This is a genomic window from Streptococcus suis, from assembly GCF_046032515.1.
Lineage (GTDB): Bacteria > Bacillota > Bacilli > Lactobacillales > Streptococcaceae > Streptococcus > Streptococcus suis_AL.
Map to the genome: position 1 here is coordinate 13,335 of NZ_JARQPJ010000005.1, position 22,613 is coordinate 35,947.

The 22,613-nt window shown below is 42.6% G+C and carries 21 protein-coding genes and 1 pseudogene; 21 read left to right on the plus strand and 1 reads right to left on the minus strand.

Annotated elements, in window-relative coordinates; all coding sequences use genetic code 11:
- The first annotated feature begins 392 nt into the window (after nt 1-392).
- Together P7J49_RS03510 and mmuM are read left to right on the plus strand one after the other, a co-directional pair.
- On the plus strand, nt 393-1,769 hold the full coding sequence (locus P7J49_RS03510) for an amino acid permease (RefSeq protein WP_408569414.1): 1,377 nt from the start codon (nt 393-395) through the stop codon (nt 1,767-1,769).
- Nucleotides 1,770-1,778: 9 nt separating this feature from the next.
- Nucleotides 1,779-2,726, plus strand: coding sequence for a homocysteine S-methyltransferase (gene mmuM, locus P7J49_RS03515; protein ID WP_408569415.1), 948 nt, complete (start codon nt 1,779-1,781; stop codon nt 2,724-2,726).
- Nucleotides 2,727-2,775: 49 nt separating this feature from the next.
- Here mmuM and P7J49_RS03520 read toward each other — a convergent pair whose 3' ends face one another.
- On the minus strand, nt 2,776-3,276 hold the full coding sequence (locus tag P7J49_RS03520; protein ID WP_408569417.1) for an NUDIX hydrolase: 501 nt from the start codon (nt 3,274-3,276) through the stop codon (nt 2,776-2,778).
- Between the two features lie 271 nt (nt 3,277-3,547).
- Here P7J49_RS03520 and P7J49_RS03525 point away from each other — a divergent pair, with 271 nt between their 5' ends.
- From P7J49_RS03525 to P7J49_RS03615, 19 genes and pseudogenes are all read left to right on the plus strand, one after another.
- Nucleotides 3,548-4,741 (plus strand): argininosuccinate synthase, encoded by a 1,194-nt coding sequence (locus P7J49_RS03525; RefSeq protein ID WP_408569419.1) that lies wholly within the window; start codon nt 3,548-3,550, stop codon nt 4,739-4,741.
- 13 nt (nt 4,742-4,754) lie between these two features.
- A complete protein-coding gene (gene argH / locus P7J49_RS03530) occupies nt 4,755-6,149 on the plus strand; it encodes an argininosuccinate lyase (RefSeq protein WP_408569420.1) in 1,395 nt (464 codons plus the stop codon).
- A 70-nt stretch (nt 6,150-6,219) separates the two neighbouring features.
- Nucleotides 6,220-6,579 carry a ribonuclease P protein component gene (gene rnpA, locus P7J49_RS03535; RefSeq protein ID WP_099778278.1) on the plus strand — a complete coding sequence of 120 codons (360 nt, stop codon included), beginning with the start codon at nt 6,220-6,222 and terminating at the stop codon, nt 6,577-6,579.
- On the plus strand, nt 6,563-7,375 hold the full coding sequence (locus P7J49_RS03540) for a YidC/Oxa1 family membrane protein insertase (RefSeq protein WP_105095027.1): 813 nt from the start codon (nt 6,563-6,565) through the stop codon (nt 7,373-7,375). The genes rnpA and P7J49_RS03540 overlap by 17 nt, the downstream gene beginning before the upstream one ends.
- Before the next feature lie 19 nt (nt 7,376-7,394).
- Nucleotides 7,395-8,390 (plus strand): RNA-binding cell elongation regulator Jag/EloR, encoded by a 996-nt coding sequence (gene jag, locus P7J49_RS03545; RefSeq protein WP_013730624.1) that lies wholly within the window; start codon nt 7,395-7,397, stop codon nt 8,388-8,390.
- A 611-nt stretch (nt 8,391-9,001) separates the two neighbouring features.
- Entirely contained in the window at nt 9,002-12,220 is a 3,219-nt protein-coding gene (locus P7J49_RS03550) for an LPXTG cell wall anchor domain-containing protein (protein ID WP_408569423.1), read from the plus strand.
- Between the two features lie 168 nt (nt 12,221-12,388).
- Entirely contained in the window at nt 12,389-12,526 is a 138-nt protein-coding gene (gene rpmH / locus P7J49_RS03555; protein ID WP_002939016.1) for a 50S ribosomal protein L34, read from the plus strand.
- 84 nt (nt 12,527-12,610) lie between these two features.
- Nucleotides 12,611-13,393 (plus strand): TatD family hydrolase, encoded by a 783-nt coding sequence (locus tag P7J49_RS03560; RefSeq protein ID WP_408569425.1) that lies wholly within the window; start codon nt 12,611-12,613, stop codon nt 13,391-13,393.
- Nucleotides 13,356-13,946 (plus strand): ribonuclease M5, encoded by a 591-nt coding sequence (gene rnmV / locus P7J49_RS03565; protein ID WP_408569427.1) that lies wholly within the window; start codon nt 13,356-13,358, stop codon nt 13,944-13,946. The genes P7J49_RS03560 and rnmV overlap by 38 nt, the downstream gene beginning before the upstream one ends.
- Nucleotides 13,939-14,307 (plus strand): hypothetical protein, encoded by a 369-nt coding sequence (locus P7J49_RS03570; RefSeq protein ID WP_408569429.1) that lies wholly within the window; start codon nt 13,939-13,941, stop codon nt 14,305-14,307. The genes rnmV and P7J49_RS03570 overlap by 8 nt, the downstream gene beginning before the upstream one ends.
- Before the next feature lie 3 nt (nt 14,308-14,310).
- Nucleotides 14,311-14,766 (plus strand): 8-oxo-dGTP diphosphatase, encoded by a 456-nt coding sequence (locus P7J49_RS03575; protein ID WP_408569431.1) that lies wholly within the window; start codon nt 14,311-14,313, stop codon nt 14,764-14,766.
- 75 nt (nt 14,767-14,841) lie between these two features.
- Entirely contained in the window at nt 14,842-15,102 is a 261-nt protein-coding gene (locus tag P7J49_RS03580) for a type II toxin-antitoxin system Phd/YefM family antitoxin (protein ID WP_029693536.1), read from the plus strand.
- A 1-nt stretch (nt 15,103) separates the two neighbouring features.
- Nucleotides 15,104-15,361, plus strand: coding sequence for a Txe/YoeB family addiction module toxin (locus P7J49_RS03585; RefSeq protein ID WP_024383250.1), 258 nt, complete (start codon nt 15,104-15,106; stop codon nt 15,359-15,361).
- 13 nt (nt 15,362-15,374) lie between these two features.
- Nucleotides 15,375-15,899, plus strand: a pseudogene (locus P7J49_RS03590) (DUF1697 domain-containing protein).
- Between the two features lie 22 nt (nt 15,900-15,921).
- Entirely contained in the window at nt 15,922-16,374 is a 453-nt protein-coding gene (locus tag P7J49_RS03595) for an HIT family protein (RefSeq protein WP_408569434.1), read from the plus strand.
- A gap of 11 nt (nt 16,375-16,385) precedes the next feature.
- Complete coding sequence (gene rsmA, locus P7J49_RS03600; RefSeq protein ID WP_044755316.1) at nt 16,386-17,258, plus strand: 16S rRNA (adenine(1518)-N(6)/adenine(1519)-N(6))-dimethyltransferase RsmA; 873 nt, start codon at nt 16,386-16,388, stop codon at nt 17,256-17,258.
- Between the two features lie 155 nt (nt 17,259-17,413).
- Nucleotides 17,414-18,040, plus strand: coding sequence for a DUF1269 domain-containing protein (locus tag P7J49_RS03605; RefSeq protein ID WP_408569436.1), 627 nt, complete (start codon nt 17,414-17,416; stop codon nt 18,038-18,040).
- Nucleotides 18,041-18,370: 330 nt separating this feature from the next.
- Entirely contained in the window at nt 18,371-20,101 is a 1,731-nt protein-coding gene (locus tag P7J49_RS03610) for a hypothetical protein (RefSeq protein ID WP_408569438.1), read from the plus strand.
- A 12-nt stretch (nt 20,102-20,113) separates the two neighbouring features.
- Entirely contained in the window at nt 20,114-22,558 is a 2,445-nt protein-coding gene (locus P7J49_RS03615) for an LTA synthase family protein (RefSeq protein WP_408569440.1), read from the plus strand.
- Nucleotides 22,559-22,613 lie beyond the last annotated feature (55 nt).

Consider the following 22,613-nt stretch of genomic DNA (forward strand, 5'->3'; position numbering starts at 1 on the left):
GTGTTGCAATCAGGCCGTCTTGCCAGGTTCCAAATTGGGCACTGCAATGGAGTATAATTATCCCTAACAGATGACGAGATAGATAGAATGATTTATGGTGATGTGATTTTTGAAGAGGATATAAAAAATGCATCTCTTGGAAAATTCCGAAAGGACATATATCAAGAAATTAAAAAGTTACGGGATTATTAAATTCTCTATCTCGGCCGTGAAAAATCAATTCAGCATATTGAGAATATGTTGAAGAGTTTGTAAGATAAATAATCCCCACTGTCATATGGCGGTGGGGATTTGTTATAGCTTAAAACTATAGAAATAAGCTTGAAAACGGTATAACGATTTTCTGAAAATCCATGATATGATAGAATAATCACAAGAATTTAGGAGAGTGTATGGAAAATCATAATTTTGAAAATCAGGGTACTTTTAATCGAGAGATGAACAGTCGCCATTTGCAGATGTTGTCCATCGGCGGGGTTATCGGGACAGGTTTGTTCCTGAGTTCAGGCTATACCATTGCACAGGCTGGGCCTTTTGGAGCTGTTGCGGCTTATCTTTTCGGAGCTGTCATGGTTTACTTGGTCATGTTCTCTTTGGGTGAATTGTCGGTTGCAATGCCGGTGACTGGATCTTTCCATACTTATGCGACCAAGTTTATCAGTCCAGGTACTGGTTTCATGGTGGCCTGGATGTATTGGCTTTGCTGGGTCGTTGCTCTAGCTTCTCAGTTCGTCGGAGCAGCTCAACTCATGCAACGCTGGTTTCCTAGTGTACCGATTTGGATTTTTGCGACGATTTTTGCAGTGATTGTCTTTGGTTTGAACACCCTATTTGTTGGTTGGTTTGCCAAGGCAGAGGATGCACTCTCGTCTATCAAGGTCTATGCCATAGCAGCCTTTATCGTGCTTGGGACTTTGGCTATTTTTGGTATTTTGCCATTTGAGGGAACCAATGCTGCGCCGCTCTTTACTAATATTACAGCACAAGGCTTACTTCCTAACGGCCTAGTTGGGTTGATTTCCGTTATGCTCTCTGTAAACTATGCCTTTTCAGGTGTGGAAATGATCGGAATTGCGGCAGGGGAGACAGATAATCCCCAAAAAGCTGTACCGCAAGCTATTAAATCAACAATTGGTCTTTTGGTTATCTTCTTTGTCTTGACAATTGTTGTTTTGGCAGCTCTACTTCCTATGTCAGAAGCAGGTGTGACAGAAGCGCCATTCGTACTTGTCTTGGACAAGATTGGCTTCCCTTATGCTGCAGATATTATGAACTTTATTATCTTGACGGCTATTTTATCGGCCTCTACATCAGGGCTATACGCTTCAAGCCGTATGCTTTGGTCTTTGGCAAATGAAGGCATGATTAGCAAGGAATTGGTAAAAATTAATAAACACGGTGTTCCAATGCGTGGCATGATCTTGTCCATGATTGGTGTTGTGATTGCTTTGATTGCGTCAATTTATGCAGAAGATACCATCTTCCTGGCCCTGGTTTCTATCGCTGGTTTTGCAGTTGTGATTGCTTGGTTGGCCATTCCATTGGCACAAATCGGTTTCCGTCGTGAATTTTTGAAAACTCACAGTGAAGATGAATTGGAATATAAGACACCATTTTCACCGACTTTGCCTTGGATTACAGTTGTTTTGCTGGTTATTTCTATCATCGGAATCGGCTGGGATCCTTCGCAGCGTGCTGGTCTTTACTTTGGTGTGCCATTCATGATTGGCTGCTATATTTATCACTATATCCGCTTTAAAAAGTGGTAGGAGGAGATTATGGGTCGTTTTAAGGAATTATTAGAACAAAAGGAATACATCATTTTACACGGTGCTCTTGGGACGGAATTGGAATTTCGAGGTCATGATGTATCAGGTAAGCTCTGGTCAGCCAAATATCTTTTGGAAAATCCCCAGTACATCAAGGATATTCACAAGGATTATATTCGTGCAGGTGCGGATTTGGTCACGACATCAACCTATCAGGCAACTTTTGAAGGTTTGGCGGAAGCTGGTTTGTCACAAGCAGAGGCTGAAGAACTCATTCGCTTGACGGTCGATTTGGCGAAAGAGGCGCGTGACGAGGTTTGGGCCGAATTGTCTGAAGCTGAAAAAGTACAACGAACCTATCCTCTCATTTCAGGTGACGTTGGTCCTTATGCGGCCTATCTAGCCAATGGTTCGGAGTACACAGGTGATTATGGCAACATCAGTTTGGAGGAGTTGAAGGCTTTTCATCGTCGTCGGATGGAACTCCTCTTAGAACAGGGGGCAGAACTCTTGGCCTTGGAAACCATTCCAAATGTTCTCGAAACACAGGCCTTGGTAGAGTTGCTGGCAGATGATTTCCCAAATGTCGAAGCCTATATCAGCTTCACATCACAGGACGGTCAGTCGATTTCTGACGGAACGTCTATTGAAAAAATAGCAGAGCTGGTTAACGGTAGTGAGCAGATTTTGGCGGTTGGTCTTAACTGTACGGCTCCCTCGCTCTATCCAGCCTTTCTCAGTCAGTTGAGAGAAAAAACGGATAAACCATTTGTGACCTATCCAAATTCTGGAGAAGTCTATGATGGAGCCACTCAAACTTGGAAGGAAAAAGCAGACGACAGCCATTCTCTTCTGGACAACACACTTGAATGGCACGAACTGGGTGCCAAGGTAGTTGGAGGCTGCTGTCGTACTCGACCAGCTGATATTACTGACCTAGTTGCAGGTTTGAAATAAAAGTATCCCCGCTGTCCTGTGACGGCGGGGATTTGTCTGTTAGGGGAATTTAGCTTTCTAAAAACAACCTCTCCACATAGACCTTCTGCCTTGGAATAACCAGTTCAGTTTCTAGGAAGTCTTTTAAGTCTTCTTGTGGGATCCAGATATAATTGCTGGTTTCGTCGACTTGGAGCTGGATGGTCGATTTGTCCCAATTGGTTTCGGCCCAGTAGCAGTGGAAAATGCACTGGTCGTCATGGGCAACAAAATGTGTATGGTGGCGGAGTTGGTCAGCTGTCAGCTCAATGCCAGTTTCCTCGCGGACTTCGCGTAAAATGGCCTGCTCTGCTATTTCTCCAAACAAGGCCGAGCCTCCTGCTGTCGCTTCATAATAGTCAGGGTAGGAGGGCTTGGTGCTGTCGCGTTTCATGAAGAGGGTGCTGCCGTCGCGGTGGCGGATGATGCACTCGACGACTAGGTGGTAGAGGCCGTCGGGAATGGCTTCTCCGCGTGTGAGGATATGGTCGGTCAAGTGACCGTCGGCTGTGTAGGCGTTCCAAGTTTCCATGTTTTGCTCCTTTTTTTAGATTGGTTATTCATTATAGCAAATCTGGAAGTGTTAGACAAGTATCTTGCGGATGTTTGGACATCGCAAAAATTCAAGAATTATTGAGCTAAAAGCTGACTTCGGTCAGTTTTTTCTTTTGTTCCTTTTCAAATCAAGGTTGAAAATATACAAAAAATTTTTAAAAATGTGTATAATTATGTTGCAAAAAGTATAAAAATACACTATAATAGTCACTAAGTTTTATAAAAAAACAGTAGAAATGAGAATGCTTATGACAAAAGAAAAATTGATTTTAGCCTATTCTGGTGGATTAGACACTTCAGTTGCGATTGCTTGGTTGAAAAAAGATTATGATGTGATTGCGGTTTGTATGGATGTAGGTGAGGGGAAAGATCTTGAATTCATTCATGATAAAGCACTGTCCATTGGTGCCATTGAGTCCCATGTGTTGGATGTGAAAGAAGAATTCGCTCAAGAATATGTCCTACCAGCCCTGCAAGCTCATGCCTATTATGAGCAAAAATATCCGCTGGTATCGGCTCTCAGCCGTCCCTTGATTTCCAAAAAGTTGGTGGAAATGGCCCATAAGACAGGAGCAACCACTATCGCCCACGGTTGTACTGGTAAGGGAAATGACCAGGTGCGGTTTGAGGTAGCCATTGCAGCCTTGGACCCAACCCTCAAGGTCGTAGCTCCTGTCCGTGAATGGAAGTGGGCGCGTGAAGAAGAAATCGTCTTCGCCAAGGAAAATGGTGTACCAGTCCCAGCAGATTTGGATAGTCCTTATTCCGTTGACCAAAATCTTTGGGGCCGTGCCAATGAGTGTGGAGTCTTGGAAAATCCATGGAATGAAGCGCCAGAAGATGCTTTTGGTATTACAACTGCACCAGAAAATGCACCAGATACTCCTGAGTATGTCGATATTGAGTTTCAGGCGGGCGTACCCGTTACTGTAAATGGAGAAAAGCTCAGCCTGGCAAATCTCATCCAAAAACTCAATGTCATTGCTGGTAAGCATGGTGTAGGTCGGATTGACCATGTGGAAAATCGTTTGGTCGGAATCAAATCGCGTGAAATTTATGAGTGTCCAGGAGCCATTACCCTTTTGACTGCTCATAAGGAAATTGAAGATTTGACCTTGGTGCGCGAAGTATCGCATTTTAAACCGATTGTTTCAAATGAACTCTCTAACTTGATTTACAATGGTTTGTGGTTCAATCCAGCAACAGATGCCTTAAAAGCTTATCTTGCTCAGACCCAGGCAGTTGTTAATGGCACCGCAAAAGTGAAATTGTATAAGGGATCAGCCAAAGTGGTTGCTCGGAAATCTCCAAATTCACTTTATGACGAAGATTTGGCAACCTATACCAGTGCAGATACCTTTGACCAAGATGCAGCAGTTGGTTTCATCAAGCTTTGGGGATTACCAACCAAGGTCAATGCAGAAATTCATAAAAAAGACTAGAAAGTAGGAATGTATGGAAGCAAAGAAATTATGGGGTGGTCGCTTTGAAGCCAGTCTTGAGGAATGGGTAGAAGAATTCGGAGCTTCCATCCGATTTGATCAAAAACTGGCCAAGTATGATATTCAGGGTTCTTTAGCCCATGTCAAGATGCTCGGAGCCACAGGGATTATCAATCAAGAAGAAGCTCAGGTCATTCAAGCTGGTTTGGAAGAATTGCTAGAGGAGTATGAGGCTGGCAAGTTAGTGTTTGATGTTCGTAACGAAGACATTCACATGAATATCGAAAGTCTATTGACCGAGAAAATAGGTCCAGTTGCAGGTAAACTCCACACAGCCCGTTCTCGTAATGATCAGGTAGCGACGGATATGCACCTTTATCTGAAGGACACCCTCTTTCAAGCTGTAGATAAACTGACCAATCTACGTCAGGTTTTACTAGACCTTGCACAGGAGCATGTGGAAACAATCATGCCCGGCTATACTCACTTGCAACATGCCCAGCCTATTAGTTTTGCTCAGCACTTGTTAGCCTATTACAACATGTTCAGCCGCGACAGTGAGCGCTTTGCATTCAACATGCAACACACTGATATCTCCCCACTTGGTGCGGCGGCCTTGGCAGGGACAACCTTTCCGATTGACCGTCAGATGACGTCTGATTTGATGGGATTTGCTAAGCCCTATAGTAATTCTCTTGATGCTGTGTCTGACCGTGATTTTATCTTGGAATTTCTGTCAAATGCCAGTATCCTCATGATGCACATGTCACGTTTGTGTGAAGAAATCATCAACTGGTGTTCACATGAATACCAATTTGTCACCTTATCTGATACCTTTTCAACAGGTTCTTCCATCATGCCTCAGAAGAAAAATCCAGATATGGCAGAATTGATTCGGGGAAAAACAGGTAGAGTTTATGGGAACTTAGTTGGCCTACTGACAGTCATGAAATCCCTACCTTTAACCTATAATAAGGACTTGCAAGAAGACAAGGAAGGCATGTTTGATAGTGCGGAAACGATTTTAGTATCTATCGATATTTTGGCAGGGATGTTGCAATCTATGACAGTCCATAAGGAAAGGATGGCTCAATCGACAGAGAAGGACTTTTCAAATGCGACTGAATTGGCAGACTATCTAGCAAACAAGGGTATGCCCTTCCGCCAAGCGCATGAGATTGTTGGAAAACTGGTCTTGGAATGTAGCAAGGCAGGCTATTATTTACAGGATGTTCCTTTGGAACGTTATCAGGAAATTTCATCGATTATTGGACCGGATATTTATACAGCTTTAGAATCGGAAACGGCAGTTTCGCGCAGAAATTCGCTAGGTGGAACTGGATTTGAATCCATTCGTTGGCAAATTCAGCAAGCAAAAGCACAAATAATCGCTTCGAAAGGCCTCTAAACGGTATGTTTATTGGCTTTTTTGAATTTTATGGTATAATAGAAGTAATTTTGAAAGATGGAGTGGCAGTTTGAAAAAAAGCTATCGTGTCAAGCGTGAACGAGATTTTAATGACATTTTTACAAAAGGAAACAATGTCGCCAATCGGAGGTTTGTTGTCTACCGATTACCTAAAGCGCAGAAGCATTTCCGAGTAGGCTTATCTGTTAGCAAAAAATTGGGAAACGCTGTCATGCGAAATAAAATTAAGCGCAGGATTCGTCACATCTTAATTGAATGCCAACATCAACTGGTAGCAGATGACTTTGTTATCATTGCTCGAAAAGGTGTAGAGGAATTGTCCTATCAAGAAATGAAGCAAAACCTCATCCATGTTTTGAAACTAGCTAAACTATATCAGGAAGGTGTTGTGATTGAAAAAGAAAGTTAAATGGGCAGGTCTACTGGTAGTATCTCTAATTGTTTTAACAGCCTGCGGAACAGGGCCAGTGACCAGTCAATCTACAGATGCGTGGGATAGATTAATTTACTGGTTTGCCAGCATTATTCAGTTCCTATCTATCAACGGTCAAATTGGAATCGGTATTATACTTTTTACCATTTTAATTCGAACCCTTCTGTTGCCCTTGTTCCAAATACAGATGAATTCCTCACGGAAGATGCAGGAGCTTCAACCTCAGCTGAAAAAGTTGCAAGCGGAGTATCCAGGAACGGATATGGAAAGTCGCCAGCAGCTCTATGAAGCAACGCAAGCTCTCTACAAAGAGAATGGCGTCAGCATGAGAGCGTCCATGATTCCGCTCTTTATTCAAATGCCAATCCTTTTGGCCCTCTTTCAAGCTCTGACACGTGTTGAAGCCTTGAAAGTAGGTCACTTCCTTTGGTTAAATCTTGGGGAGCCGGATCCGTTCTTTATTTTGCCGATTCTGGCTGCAGTGTTTACATTCCTTAGCTCATGGTTGACCAATAAATCAGCAATTGAGAAGAATATGGCTATGACAATTATGACCTATGTCATGCCCGTGATGATCTTTTTCTTTGCTGTGGCAGCTGCTAGTGGGGTGGCTTTGTATTGGACAGTGTCAAATGCCTATCAGGTTGCTCAAACCTTGGTGTTCAATAATCCGTTTAAAATAATAGCAGAGCGTCAAGCGAAAATTGATGCGGAAAAAGAACGTCAGGCAAAAATTCGACGGGCACAGAAAAAAGCACAGAAAAAGAAATAGGAAAACTAGGAGAGAGAAGATGAAATTTACAGGAGCAAGTGTTGAAGAGGCCATCCAGAATGGCTTGGTAGAGCTAAATATTCCTCGAAAAAAAGCACATATTACTGTGGTTGCGCGTGAGAAAAAAGGTTTCCTTGGTTTCGGTAAAAAGCCAGCGATTGTGGATATTGATGTCATCAATGAAACAACGGTTGTTAAGGCTAATCAGAAAGCAGTTCGTGGCGTTCCAAGTGAAATTAATGACCTCAATGAACCAGTAAAAAGCGTTTCAGAGGCTACGATTGACCTAGGAAAAGTTGTTGCAGCGGTGAAAGAATTTGAAAAGTCTGGTCAAACGCTTGATGATGATATTAAAGCGCAGATTTTGAAAAATGAAAAAGAAGCGACAACGATTTTGGAAGAAACAGGTCGGATTGAAATTCTTTCAGAAGATTTACTAACTACTACAGATGCAACAACATCTGCTAAGGAAGACGTAAATCAAGAAGTCGTCTCAGAAAATCAAGCAGATAATTTTGCTGATTTAGATATTAAGATTGAGCCTCAGTATGATATTGAACAAGTTGTTTCAGAAGTGACAGCTTATGTACAAGAAATTCTGGATGATATGGATGTTGAAGCGCGTATTGATACAAGTCATAATCGCCGTACAATCAATATCCAAGTGGATACCAATGAACCAGGACGTGTCATCGGCTATCATGGTAAGGTCTTAAAAGCCTTGCAACTATTGGCTCAGAACTTCCTATACAACCGTTATGAGCGCAATTTCTACATCACTATCAATGTGAATGACTATGTAGAACACCGTGCAGAAGTACTTCAAGGCTATGCACAAAAATTGGCGGAGCGTGTCTTGGCTGAACAAGAAGCCTACCATACGGATCCAATGTCTAGCAGTGAGCGTAAAATTATCCACCGTATTATTTCTAAAATGGATGGCTTGACAAGCTATTCAGAAGGTAGTGAACCGAATCGCTACGTCGTAGTGGATATTGAAGGAAATCATGATTAAAAAGAGGCTGAGCCTCAATACCATTAAGTTAAGGACCCTACTCCAATATTTATTGGATAGGGTCTTTTTTCAATAAAGTGATAGGCTAAAGTCAAAAAGGAGTTTTCCCAAGGTCCAGTCTATTCAAACAATTTTAGAATCTTGTATCTCACAACTCTTCTTGTGTCGTTGAACCAGATAAAGATGTTGCCTGTTCCAGAATATCTTCCTTCCAACAAATGGTTTCCGCTATGCTTTCTTATTTTTAGTTATTGATTTGAAACAATCCCTCGGATTACTTGCCCAGTCAATGGACTGGGGAGATAAAAGAGTGGAACAAGTCACTTCTGCAAAATCAGGTAAGGGGAGTTCAAATAATGATGACACTATTTGAAGTTGGAAATAAGGAAACCAAGTAATCAACGATGGACGAAATGACTATCATTTGCTAGCCAGTTTCTTTGTGATAGGGAGCTGGCTTTTTCTTGTTCGTTTTTTACAAAAATTTTTGCTTGGTAGCCGATAATTTCTTGCATTTTCGGGGGGTATATATAATAATAGATGAAAATACCTGTCCACTAGAAAGGAGTAGACGGGATAGGTGAAACCAAACAATAAAGAGGGAGCAATATATGAAAAGAAAAAAGAAATACAAGTATGCCTATAAACGTCAGCGAAAATTGATGTTGTTGATGGGGGCTGCGACGATGGCTGTAGGTACGGTGACGATGGGGCAAGTCTTGTCTGTCCACGCAGAAGAGACCAGTCCAGAACCTATTGTTACCGAGCTTAAGAATAGCTCTGTAGTGACCGAAGCACCAACTGTAGGTGAAGAAGGACAAACAGGTTCTGACCAGACCGAACCTCCAACTCCTGTAGAAGTTGCACCACAGACGGAAGTCGAGGCAGGTCTTTCTGAACTAGAGGGAGAGCAAGCTGGGGTGCCAACAGAGAGAAGTGTGCCAGAGGAAAGAACACTGATCATAGAAACTTCCGAACAAGCTGCTCCAATCATAGCGGATATTGCTGTGAATGCAGAGGATGAACAGGAGTACAGGAAGGCGAACGTCGGTCTGGAAATTACTTTTGAGCAAGTTGAGCAACCAGCAGTCGTTACTCATAAGCTAATCAATAAAGATAGCGGAGAGGCCTATGTTGAAACAGCAACGATTGAGAAGCGTCCACATTATCGGTCTAATGGTGATTTTATTGGTACTGAAATTGATACAAGCATCCCAGAAACTACCCAAATAGCCTATGCTTATTTTAGAGAAGTACCTGCTGGAACCTATCGCCTGGAAATCGGTTTGACAGATTTGGAAAGCAAACCCTACGAATTGGATGCAGCTAGTCTTGAGAAGATAAACAATCTGTCAGATATTGTGATTAAACCTTATGCTGAAACGAATACGCAATTTGTAGAGCCAAATCTAGTAGAGGTTAAGGTTGATAAGACGACCGTGAAAAAAGGGGAAAATGTTGTTTATACCCTGATTTATGACAGCCTGCCAGAAGTTTCTCATGGGGTTATGCTACAAGACTTTTCTTATGGCTTTTTTGGTGCCGAGTATGATAAGGCGGGTAAAAAGACAGGACGTTCCATACTTCATATTGCAGAGAAGTTTTCAGAGGCTGGTGAGAAGAAACTGGAATTTGATACCAGTTATGGTTATTTCTCTGCAAAAGATTGGAAGAAGCAAGTAGACATTAGTGAAGCCAATAGGAATAAGTTGGCCCAACTGATGCCGACAGTGACAGTCCTAGATGAAGACTATAAGCACATTGAAATTACCTCCCTAACCCATATTGGTACCGATGGTAGTCGAAATGAACTTGCTGCTCTTGACCCATCCTGGAGCCACTCCATCAACGCTCTTCCCGATGATTCGGGGCGCTTTTATCACAATAGGGTCTTGCATAAGCTCCAAGTGGGAGATCAGTTGGTCTATAAGGTGAAAATAAGCCCCGAGTACTTGGCAGAGCTGAAAAAGAAAAAGAGTGAGCAGAGTTATACAGAAACGGTTTCTTTGGAATTCGATAGGGTGTTCAATGTACAAGCTTTAGGTGGTACTGCCTTTGAATTTGATGAAAGAGATAGTTTTTATTTCAGTACAGACCAGTGGGAAACAGGTGAGGTAGATATTACCTTTACGGTCAAAGATTATATGCATGGTTACCTGAACCTAAATCGTCTGGGTTCGGGAGCCTATGATGATTATCATTTAGCTTTTGGAGGTTATTTATTCCAGATTGAGAATCCGGCCTATAGCCTGCCAAATTTATTGGAGTTAAAAAAATCTGACAAGATTTATGTTGGTGAAAATGGTGCTATAAAAGTAAAAACTTCAAATTCTAGTCTAATCTCGTCTGGAACAACTCAGTTGGACTTTGATATTCGACCAACTTCGGGAAATTTTGGAAATTCCTTTGACTACCATTTATCTGTGGAACAGGACTATTCCGATTCATCAAATCCTGTTGTGACAGGCTGGCTTACAGGTTCTCTGTTTGATTCTGTGACAGAAAACCACATTGGTAGCTATTCTTTAAAACGTGCGGAAATTTATTTTGATGGCTGGAAAGAAGAGATTACCAATCTTCCAAATTGGACCTTGGAAATCAGCGGAGATAAGGTCTTCAAATCCAATTTCCTTCTATCAGGAGAGGAACGGACACAGATTGGTTCGATTGGGCGTAGTTGGGTCTATGGCTCGCTAGGGCGGTTGCCAAAAGAGTTGCAAAACCGTCGTTTAGGTGTAAATAAAATTCAATTCTATGACCGTCAAGGAAATAATCTACCGACAGTAAATGCTGATTGGGTCTTATCAGAATATGAATTGAGAGAGGGAGATCGTCTTTATTACTACTTGCCTTCTACGGGAGAATTGACAGAATTAAAACCAGTCTTAGAAGATGGTCGTCGATTAGTGAAGGGAAGTAAGGACAGTAAGGGTCTCTATGTATTTGCGATGGCGATAGAAGAAGATGGGGGCCAACCTACGGAGAATGCGAACGGTACGACTAAGGTTCTATCTGGTCAAGTTGAGGATGTTTATGTAAGTTTCTCAGAGGCAGATGTTAGTGCAGTAAGTAGCATTCAAGTTGTCAAGGTAGAGGATGCTACTGTTTTTGAAAAATTACCTGAGAGTTTCAAACGTGAAGATGTGGATATGTTTGACATCAAGACGCTTGATAAAGATGGTCAATTTGTCCAAATCCAGTCCAGTAAAGGTGCCTTTGTTACCCTACCTGTTTCACCAAATCGTAAGGTGACCAAGGTGATTTACTACTTACCACAAACAGGTGCAGTAGAAGAGTTGGAATACGAGTGGGATAAAACTTTCAATCTGGTATCTTTCAAAGTAAGCCATTTCTCTAACTATGCTATTGTCTATGAAGGAAATGATGAAAAGCCTCAACCAAGTGGCACAACTTCAGGAACAGGCAATAACACTAGTCCAGAAACTGGTGAAGGTAGCACAAGTGCCGGTGATACGGCTTCAGTTTCAGGTAATAGCGCAAGTCCAGAAATTGGTGAAGGTAGCACAAGTGCCGGTGATACGGCTTCAGTTTCTGGTAATAACACTAGCCCAGTTGGCTCAGTTGATAGCGTCTTAGTTGGTAGCCTAGGTAATGGTGGGCAATTGGATGCAAATAGGAGAGAGGAAGCGTCTGCTCAACCAACTAATGCTACAGTTGAACAAACCAACCATGTTGATTCAAAAGTTACAAGAGCCAGAAAGGTGAATGCTTTGCCAAATACAGCTGCACAGACAGGCGTAGTAGCGACTGTGTTGGGATTGGCTTTGGCAACACTGGCGTCATTTGTACAGAAAAAAAGAGAAGAGTAAGTGCTTGAGATGCTTACAAGAGACTTAGATTTAATTTGGGGATTAAAAAATAATTATGAAGTAGCTTGACAAACCCCCAGAATTTATATAAAATAGTTTGGTATGTTTAGTAACTGATCAAAACTAGCCGGCTAAACGAATACAAGAATCTAAGAGGAGGTATTCATCGTGAAACGTACTTTTCAACCAAGTAAAATCCGTCGCGCACGCAAACACGGTTTCCGTAGCCGTATGGCAACTAAAAACGGCCGTCGCGTGTTAGCAGCTCGTCGCCGTAAGGGACGTAAAGTTCTTACAGTAGCATAAGAATACAACTAAAACCAGCAGAAACTCGAGTCTGCTGGTTTTTTCGTTGGAAAAGAATGACTTGAAATATGGTACAATAGAACCATGATACAGATATTTGATACCCACACCCACCTCAACGTAGAGCAGTTTGACGGTCGGGTTCAAGAGGAATTAGACTTTGCCAAGGAAATGGGGGTCACCCTCCACAATGTAGTCGGTTTTGACCGAGCAACCATTGACAGGGCTATGGAACTGGCTGACCAGCACCCTGAAATTTATCTGACATTGGGCTGGCATCCGACAGAGGCTGGCACCTATGATGAGGAAGTAGAAAGCTACTTGCTTGAGGCACTCAAACATCCCAAGGTCATTGCCCTGGGGGAGATTGGGCTGGACTACTACTGGATGACGGCGGATAAGGATACCCAGGCTCGTGTTTTCAAGCGACAGATGGAATTGGCCAAGCAGTTGGATTTGCCCTTTGTGGTTCATACTCGCGATGCTTTGGAAGATACTTACCAGATTATCAAGGAAGTCGGTGTCGGTCCGCGTGGAGGCATCATGCATTCCTTCTCTGGCACGCTGGAGGAGGCTCAGGCCTTTATGGACTTGGGCATGCACATTTCCTTCTCGGGAGTGGTGACCTTCAAGAAAGCCGTCGAACTTCAGGAAGCGGCGCAAGCATTGCCCCTAGAAAAAATCCTGGTCGAAACAGATGCGCCCTACCTGGCCCCAGTTCCTAAGCGTGGTCGGGAAAATCGCACCGGCTACACCAGATATGTGGTGGATATGCTGGCCCAGCTTCGCAACCAGTCGGTCGAAGAAGTGGCGAAAGCGACCTACGAGAATGCAAGGAGCTTGTTCAGAATTGACACAGAAAATTAAGATACAGGAAATCCTCGTTGTTGAAGGCAAGGATGATACAGCAAACCTAAAACGATTTTACGAGGTGGATACCTACGAAACCAGAGGCTCTGCCATATCAGACGATGACTTGGAACGCATTGAGAAACTCCATAACCTGCGGGGCGTTATTGTCTTTACTGACCCAGACTACAATGGGGAGCGGATTCGGAAGATGATTATGCAGGCTATTCCCACGGTCAAACACGCCTTTTTACAGCGGGACGAGGCCAGGCCCCAGTCCAAAACAAAAGGGCGGTCCTTGGGCATTGAGCACGCCAGCTTTGAGGACTTGGAAAAAGCCCTCGCAGGCGTGCGTGGTTACTACGATGATGAAAATAATTTTGACATCACCAAGTCCGATCTGATGCGCCTAGGCTTGTTTATGGGTGGCGACAGTCGCAAGCGGAGGGAGCATCTGGGAGAACAGCTCCGCATCGGCTACTGCAACGGCAAGCAACTACTCAAACGCTTGGAGCTGTTTGGGATAAGTCTGGCGGAAGTTGAGGAGGCTATGGAGAGCTATCATGGATAGGGTCTACGCTGTTAAGTGTTTGGTTAAAAACGAGTTTGAACCTTCTTATGAAAATTATTCATCTTATGAAGAAGTGATCTACTTGCTGCCGGCTGATGTCCTTGTTTGGGAGGATGAGCAGGTTAACACGGAAGCGCTACTTGACTATTTGCGTGATCTGGTCGAAGATGGTTATGTTAATGCGGATGGGATTTGGAAGCAGAGCCGTTTGTTTCATATTGCCGGTGTGCAAGAAATGGACGACAAGGTAGAGTTTGATGGACCAGCCTTGGAAGTCTATCGCTGGTTTTACAATTTTGAATGTCCAGTTACTGAGGAAGAATTTTTGAATCTCTATTATTTTGATGATTTGGGGAGATAGGGAATGTCTAGACGAGAACAAGTCATCCTAACCAATATGTGTATGATTACAGACGGTCAGAGGGTGTTGGTCCAGGATAGGAAGTCTGAAAAGTGGCCTGGTGTGACTTTTCCTGGGGGCCATGTTGAACGTGGCGAGAGCATTGTTTCCTCCGTCATTCGTGAGGTCAAAGAAGAAACAGGTTTGACAATATCCAATCTCGAACTCTGTGGCATTCAAAACTGGACGGATCCGACTGACAACTATCGTTATCTGGTATTTTGCTACAAAACCAGCCATTTTACAGGCTCTATCCAATCTTCAGATGAGGGAGAAGTGTTCTGGATTGAACGTGAGGATTTGAAGAATGTTCAGCTGGCAGACGGTTTTGAAACCATGCTGGAAATCTTTGAACAGCCACAGCTGACAGAGAATTTTTACTGGTTTGAAGACGGCGAATGGAAGGTGGAGAATCGTTAAAGAGTTGTACAATAAGTTTGACAACTCTTTTTTTCTATGCTATAGTAGGCCTAGAAATGATGAGAGGTATTGCTTATGGAAGCTATTGTATATTCCCATTTTCGAAATCACTTAAAGGACTACATGAAAAAGGTCAATGACGAGTTTGAGCCTTTGGTCGTGGTTAATAAAAATCCAGAGGAAGATATTGTTGTACTCTCAAAGAGTGAGTGGGATAGTTTACAAGAAACCCTCGCTGTTGCTCGGAACACTTATCTGTCTCAAAAAGTTTTGCGTGGTATGGCTCAAGTCAAAGCGGGGCAAACCCAAGAACGCAATCTGATAGAGGCGGACTAGCATGGGAATCCATTTTACAGAGGATGCTTGGGAAGACTATCTTTATTGGCAGGGTCAGGATAAGAAAACACTCAAGCGAATCAATAAGATTATCAAGGATATGCAACGACATCCTTTTGAAGGCATTGCCAAGCCAGAACCTTTGAAGTATGATTATCAAGGAGCCTGGTCGAGACGGATTGATGCGGAGAATCGGTTGATTTATATGGTAGAAGCAGATAAGCTGTATATTTTGTCTTTAAAGGATCATTATGGGTGAGGGGGATTAACAAATGAAAAAAGTCGTCCTCCTTCGAGGTGTTACCCCTGTTGGCAAGAATAAAATTCCTAAGATGTCCTATCTGGCGGAAATTTTGACGGAAGTTGGTTTAACTTCTGTTCAAACCTATATTCAAAGTGGAAATGTTGTTTGTGAAACAGACTTGCCAGATGAGAAGCTCAGTCAGCTTATTCATCAAACGATTAAAGAAAAAATTGGTGCAGATTTAGCAATTATTATCAAAAATCAGATGTAGTTGGCACAAGCTGTTATTGAAAATCCTTTTGGTCAGGCTTACGATCATTCTCGCATTCATTTGGTTTTTACCAACGATGAGTTGCATATCGAAAAATTAAAGGAGCTGCTAACTCAAAACTTTGGTGATGAGGAACTCCGCAGAGGCAGTCAATGCCTCTATATGTACCTGCCTAGAGAAGCTCAAAAGAAAAAACTCAACACGAACTTTTTGGAGAAGAAACTAGAAATGGTGGCAACCATGCGGAAGTTTAGCGTCACAAAGCATCTGAGTGAGATGTAAGAATAGAAAACGGAGGCCAATAATGTGTCTAATTTGTGAACGAATCGAAATGATTAAATCAGGGACTAATCTTTACTTTGTCAAAGAATTGGAAACGGGCTATGTTGTTATCGGTGACCACCAGTATTTCAAAGGATATACCCTCTTTCTCTGTAAGGAGCATGTGATAGAACTTCACGATTTGCCACGAAATTTTCGCAAACAGCATCTGTCTGAAATGGCAGATGTATCGCAGGCTGTCAGCGTAGCTTTTTCTGCAGAAAAAATGAATATTGAAAGTCTAGGGAATGGCGAAAGTCATTTGCACTGGCATCTTTTTCCAAGAAGGTCGGGGGACTTAGGAAATCATGGACACAAAGGTAAGGGTCCAGTTTGGTGGCTTCCTTTTGAAGAAATGTACGCTGATGAAAAACGACCTTCAGATAAAAAATTAGAACAGCTGAAACAACAACTTTTAGTTGAGCTTGAAAATTAGAAAGAACACACATGAGAATCGCAGACAAAAACGTTACTCGTGCCGTCCTTGAACGCCACGGGTTTACCTTTAAGAAATCCTTCGGTCAGAACTTTTTGACCGATACTAATATTTTACAGAAGATTGTGGACACGGCTGAGATTGACCAGAATGTCAATGTCATCGAGATTGGTCCTGGAATCGGAGCCTTGACCGAGTTTTTGGCAGAGAGTGCTGCTGAGGTCATGGCCTTTGAGATTGATGATCGCTTGATTCCGATTTTGGCGGACACCTTGGGTCGCTTTGACAATGTAACTGTGGTCAACCAAGACATCTTGAAGACCGACCTGCAGACCCAGATTCAGAATTTCAAAAATCCTGACCTGCCTATCAAGGTCGTGGCCAACCTGCCCTACTACATCACCACCCCCATCCTCATGCATCTGATTGAGAGCAAGATTCCCTTCAGCGAGTTCGTGGTCATGATGCAGCGGGAGGTGGCCGACCGCATTTCTGCCGAGCCAAACACCAAGGCTTACGGTAGCCTGTCTATTGCGGTCCAGTACTACATGACTGCCAAGGTGGCCTTCATCGTGCCTCGCACCGTCTTTGTGCCTGCACCAAACGTGGACTCCGCCATTCTCAAAATGGTCCGCCGCGAGCAACCCCTGGTGAGCGTCAAGGACGAAGATTTCTTCTTCCGGGTGTCCAAGGCTAGCTTTGTGCACCGCCGCAAGACCTTATGGAACAACCTGACCAACCATTTCGGTAAGTCCGAAGAAGTTAAGGACAAGCTGACGCAGGCACTTGGCATGGCAGAGCTGGAAGCCAGTGTCCGTGGAGAAGCACTTTCCATGGCTGACTTCGCGCGTTTGTCTGACAGCCTCCAGGAAGTTGGCTTATAAAAAGAATTGATTGTGGAGAAATCTGCAATCAATCTTTATTTGGTACTTTGTATTGTATATAGTACGGTAATGTGTTATAATAACTGTTGTATAGGTCGTTATACACAGGGCATGGACCCAATCCATTTATTTAAATAGGAAAGGAAGTATACGTTATGGAAAATATCGTTGTTTCAATTTTTCATGTTGAAAGTGAGGCTTTTCAAGCATTTTCAGAATTAAAACAATTTGGTCAAACTGAAAATACAAAATTAGCCCAAGTTTCAATTGTGAAAGCTGAGGATGGAATCGTTAAAGTGAAGGACAGCTTTGATTTAATGAATTCTGTAGGGAGCGATTATTTCGAAGGCGGTCTCATAGGCAGTCTCATTGGAATTTTAGGTGGACCGCTTGGAGTTCTCTTTGGTTTTGTAGCTGGTGGAACGATTGGAGCTTCTATTGGTTTAGATAAAGAATTGGCTAAATCGGAGCTAATTACAACCGTTAGTGAAAAATTGACTAACGGGGAAGTCGCTATTATTGCACTTGTGCAAGAAAATGATGAATCTGTTTTAAATGGTATTTTTGAGAAATATCAGACTATTATTGAAAGATGGGATGTTGCGACTGTTTCAGCAGAAGTAGAATCAGCCCTCAAAATCCAAAAAGATCTAGCTCATCAGGCTAAAGCACGTTTAATTGCGGATAAAAAAGAAGCCCGTCATGAAAAATTTGACAAGCTAAAAGCTGACATTAAAGAAAAATTTGACAAGCTAAAAGCTGACATTAAAGAAAAATTTTAAAAAAAGTATTAGCTTTAAGATTGAAGACAAAGTCCTTGGAACACAAGTTTCCAAGGGCTTTTCTTTGTATAACGTCGTATAATGGAGATACCTTATTTCTTTGTCTCAGTCTAATTTCCAGTTTTTGGGTAAGGCTAGAACATACTTTGTGAATTTTGGTCAATCTTTATTTTCCATAAAACAATTTTCTATCTATCTTGTTCGTTGACAGTGGGGAGAAAGCTTGCTATACTGAAATGTGACTAACTTTTGAAAAATATTATCTGCAAATTGGCAGAATATTTACAAAAACAAGAGAGGGTTTCCCTCTTTTTTTATGAAGGTATCCTTATGTTCAAAAATATGTTAAAAAAGCATCCCCATCTAGTTGCCATTGGCCTATTTGTGGGCTTTTCTTTATTATTATTGGTTCCCCACTTGCTAACTAATGGCATGGTGACAGGTGCGGACTTGATTTTCCACTACAATCGTTTCTATGATGCAGCTATGCAGATGAAGGAGGGGAATTTCTCCTACATTATCAGTTTGTATGGTTATCAGCAGTCAGGACGGATTGTCAATGCTCTCTACGGGCCTTATTTTGCCTATCTACAGGGAGCTTTGGTACTCTTGAGTGGGACCTGGTTCCGCTATCAGATTTTGTCCAATCTTCTTTTGGGAACTCTGAGTGCGACCTCCCTCTATCTCCTCATGCGTGAGGTCAAGGTCAAATATGCCCACTCTATTCTCCTGTCTATGTTCTTTGTAACGACCTACTCCATCCAGTATTGGTGGGCAACCCAAGGATTTACCAGCTGGGGAGTGGCTCTCTTTCCGCTTTGTTTAATCCCTGCAGTCCGTTTCTTGCAGACGAAAAAAGTACCCATTTTCCTCATGGCAGGAGCTGTGGGTCTTATGTTACAGGTCCATATGCTATCGACCTTGTTCTTAGTCATTGCCTATGGTGTTCTCTTCCTTATTGGTTGGTGGAAATCAGACCAAAAAATGAAGATTATTGGGCAAGTAGCCCTTTCGGTAGGAATTTTCTTGCTTCTGACCATCAACATTTGGTTGCCGCTTGTTTATATCAACGCGACCAACACCTTGGTGCCACCGTTTGTTAATAAGAAATTTGTCCTTAATACCGTAACATGGCTCAAAACAGCTTTCTTGTACTATCCCTATCCCTTGCCAATTTTCTTTGGAATCTATCTCTATTTCTTGGTGAAAAACTGGAAGAAACAATCGCTGGTTCTGGCTGGTCTTGCTCTGACCTACGCAGTGTTTTTGATCTTATCAACCAACCTCTTCCCTTGGCAGTTGTTTGCAGGGAAAGGAATTACACTCGTCGAATTGATTCAATTTCCTTTCCGTTTCTTCCTCTATGCCAATGCCTTGTTGTTGGCAGTTGTGGGGGTACAGGTTTCAGGCTTGTCAGAAAAAATGCAGAAAATCTTTTCAGGTTTGACTGTTATTTCTTTGCTTGTTTCGGTTGGTTTCCTCTGGAATGAAAGTTATAAGGAAATCAATGGGCATTACTATAGCGATACCTTCCTGCAAAAACGAATTCATACGACCTTGTACGGTACAACGGAAGAGTTACGAGCTTCTTTCCATTCTAAATACTTGGGCGAATTTATCCACATTGCTCAGAAATCAACGCCAGACTATGTACCAGACTTGTCAGATAGAACGGAACATATGACCAATGAAGAGTCGGACAATACCTATTTTACCTATCGTGACCAAGTGATTTTACCAAATCAAGACTTTATCAAAGAAGTTGATGGCAATCAGCTGGTGGTGACTTGGACGGCGTCAGAAGCAGAAGAAACTGCGGTACCAGTTATTGTTTACCAAGATAGTCAGCTTGTTTTGAATGATACCGTTTTAGATAGAGAAGATATGATTCTTTCCACAATCGGTGTGCCAACAGTTACCAGCCAACCGGGGCAAAATACCCTAATTCTATCCTACAAGCAACAGTGGTGGTTATTGCCAGTTATCGCGATTAGCTTGACTGGATGGCTAGTCTGGTCGATGTACTACGGCTTTATTTACCGAAAATCAAATCTTTCCTAAGAGAGAAATGTTATGAAACAAATCAATCCAAAGGCAAGCAAGCAATTTATTCTGGTTATGATTATGACCGTTTTGCTGGCGATGGGGCGGGCTCTATTGCTAAGTGGAGTATCTTTCCCGCTCTGGTTTATCCCCCTGCCCTTACTTGCCTATTCTATTTTTACGTTTTATGTATTGGTCTTGCTTGATACATACGAGAAGTTTGTAAAGACAAAAAACTTTGCCAAGTATGTCGGCTATTTTCTAGGTTTTCTATATCTTGTTAACCTGGTTTATCGGCTCAATGCCAAGAAGTATCAACCCTGGAATATTTTCCGGAATAATCTCTTTCAATTCGAGCTTCTATTGATGTTGGCTCTTCCCGTATTGTTGGCATTTTTATGGCGGAAGAAGACGGGAATTCGAGAAAAATTAAGCCAGTGGTCAGCCAATCACTTGGTACCGGATGGCTATTTGTTCTTGACCAGTTTGCTTTCTCTCAGTCCACTCGCTATATCTTACTGGAAAGATAGTCATTATGAGAGTTTGGTTGAGAAAGGTTCTTATATAGAGTTTTTCAGCCAGACACCGCTGTTTGCACCTATTCATTTTATAGGGACTTACATTTTTCTTCGCTATCTTCATAAGGCATTTGTAGAGTTTAAGGCCAATCGGACCAACGTTCACAGCATGCTCTTTATCAGTTTGGCACTGGCTATGTTGTCGCATATTGGTTATCAGGCTTCTATGGCTGGCGGAACGGGTTCTTATTTCACACGTCATCTCTTTCCAGGGGCTATTGTCTTCCAGATTGCCTGCCTCTTTTTCCTAAACATTATCATCAGCTTGGTCATCAACCGTCAAATCTTGTCGGTTGCTGTCATTGCTGGTTTAAATGTGACCTTGATAGCGGCCAATTTCCTCAAATTTCGCTATCGTTCGGAGCCATTGACCCCCAATGATTTCAAATGGGTCGGGAACTTGGGGATGATTCTCAGCTTCATCAGTCTACGTGTTGTCTTGGTATCGCTCGTCTTTATAGTCCTCCTTGTGTTTATCTACCGACGTATTCACAAGAAGTACTTCCAAGGAAGGATTGTCGCTTCTATCTGGAAACGGCTGGCAGGAGTTTCAGTTATCGTATCCTTGATTTTAGGAATGGGCTGGGCAATTCGCAATGAAAAAGACCACAAGATTGCTGGTTGGATTCCTATTCTTTCTCAGGTCAATAACTGGCGGAACGTAGATTGGAAGGGCTACGCCTTTGTGGCTCGTTATCGCACTCTTTCATTCCTCTGGTTACAGCAACTCAGCAAGACCAGTATGGAAATGCCTGAGAATTACTCTGAGAAGACCATGAAGGCTATTGTGAAGAAGTACACCGCCTTGGCTGAGGAAATCAATGCAGAACGGACAGGTCAATTGACTGACCAGACGGTAATCTACATTCTTAGTGAGAGTTTGGCTGACCCGCGTCGGATTCCGGGTGTGACCCTTAGCCAGAATGTCCTTCCAAATATTGAGTACATCATGAGTCAGACTACCAGTGGCTTGATGAAGAGTGACCACTATGGTGGTGGGACTGCCAATATTGAGTTTCAGGTTTATAGTGGTTTGCCATTTTACAATTATAATTCTTCTATTTCGTCAGTCTATTTGGATGTAGCACCAAATATGAAGAAGTTGCCAAGTATCAGCGACCTCTATCCAGCAGATAATCGTATCGCCATCCATCCTTACTACGATACCAGTTACAACCGAAATTCTATCTATAAGCAGCTGGGGATTGAGCAATTCTACACTCTCAATAGTGCTAAGTATCCTCTTACTGTGACGGCTGAGGATTATCAGGGGAATTTTGTCAGTGACAAGAAGACCTATGACTTGATTTTGGATCAGGTACGTTCTGCTGATACCAGCTTTGTGTCGGCTATTACCATGCAGAACCATGTGCAGTGGAACTCAGCTGAGCCTGCAAGTATTACAGCATCGGGTGAGGGCTTCACGACTGAGGAAAATGAAAACTTGACCAGCTATGTTCGTCTTCTATCCTTTACGGATCAGGCAACCAGAGATTTTCTGGATCAGCTTAAGACCTTGGATAAGAAAGTGACCGTTGTTTTTTATGGTGACCACCTACCAGGTTTGTATCCAGAGTCTGCTTTCGTGACGGACCCAAGTCTGCAATATAAGACAGATTATTTCGTGTGGAGTAATTTTGAAACAGAAGACTACCATTATGATTTGGTCAATTCTAGCGACATGAATGCACTGATGCTGGAGACGACCAACAACAAGGTCAGTCCTTACTATGCCCTCTTGACAGAAGTGCTTCATAAGGACCGTGTAGGTCAGGCTGAGCGTGATGCAAAAGCGGCAGAAGAACTCAAACTGGTCCAATACGACCTATCCACAGGAAAAGGCTACCTTTTGAAATACAAAGATTTTTTCAAAGTAGCGACTGAAACGACAGAATAAAAATAGGGAGTGGGAAAGACATCCATGATGGCTCCGCCCTCACCCACAGAATAAT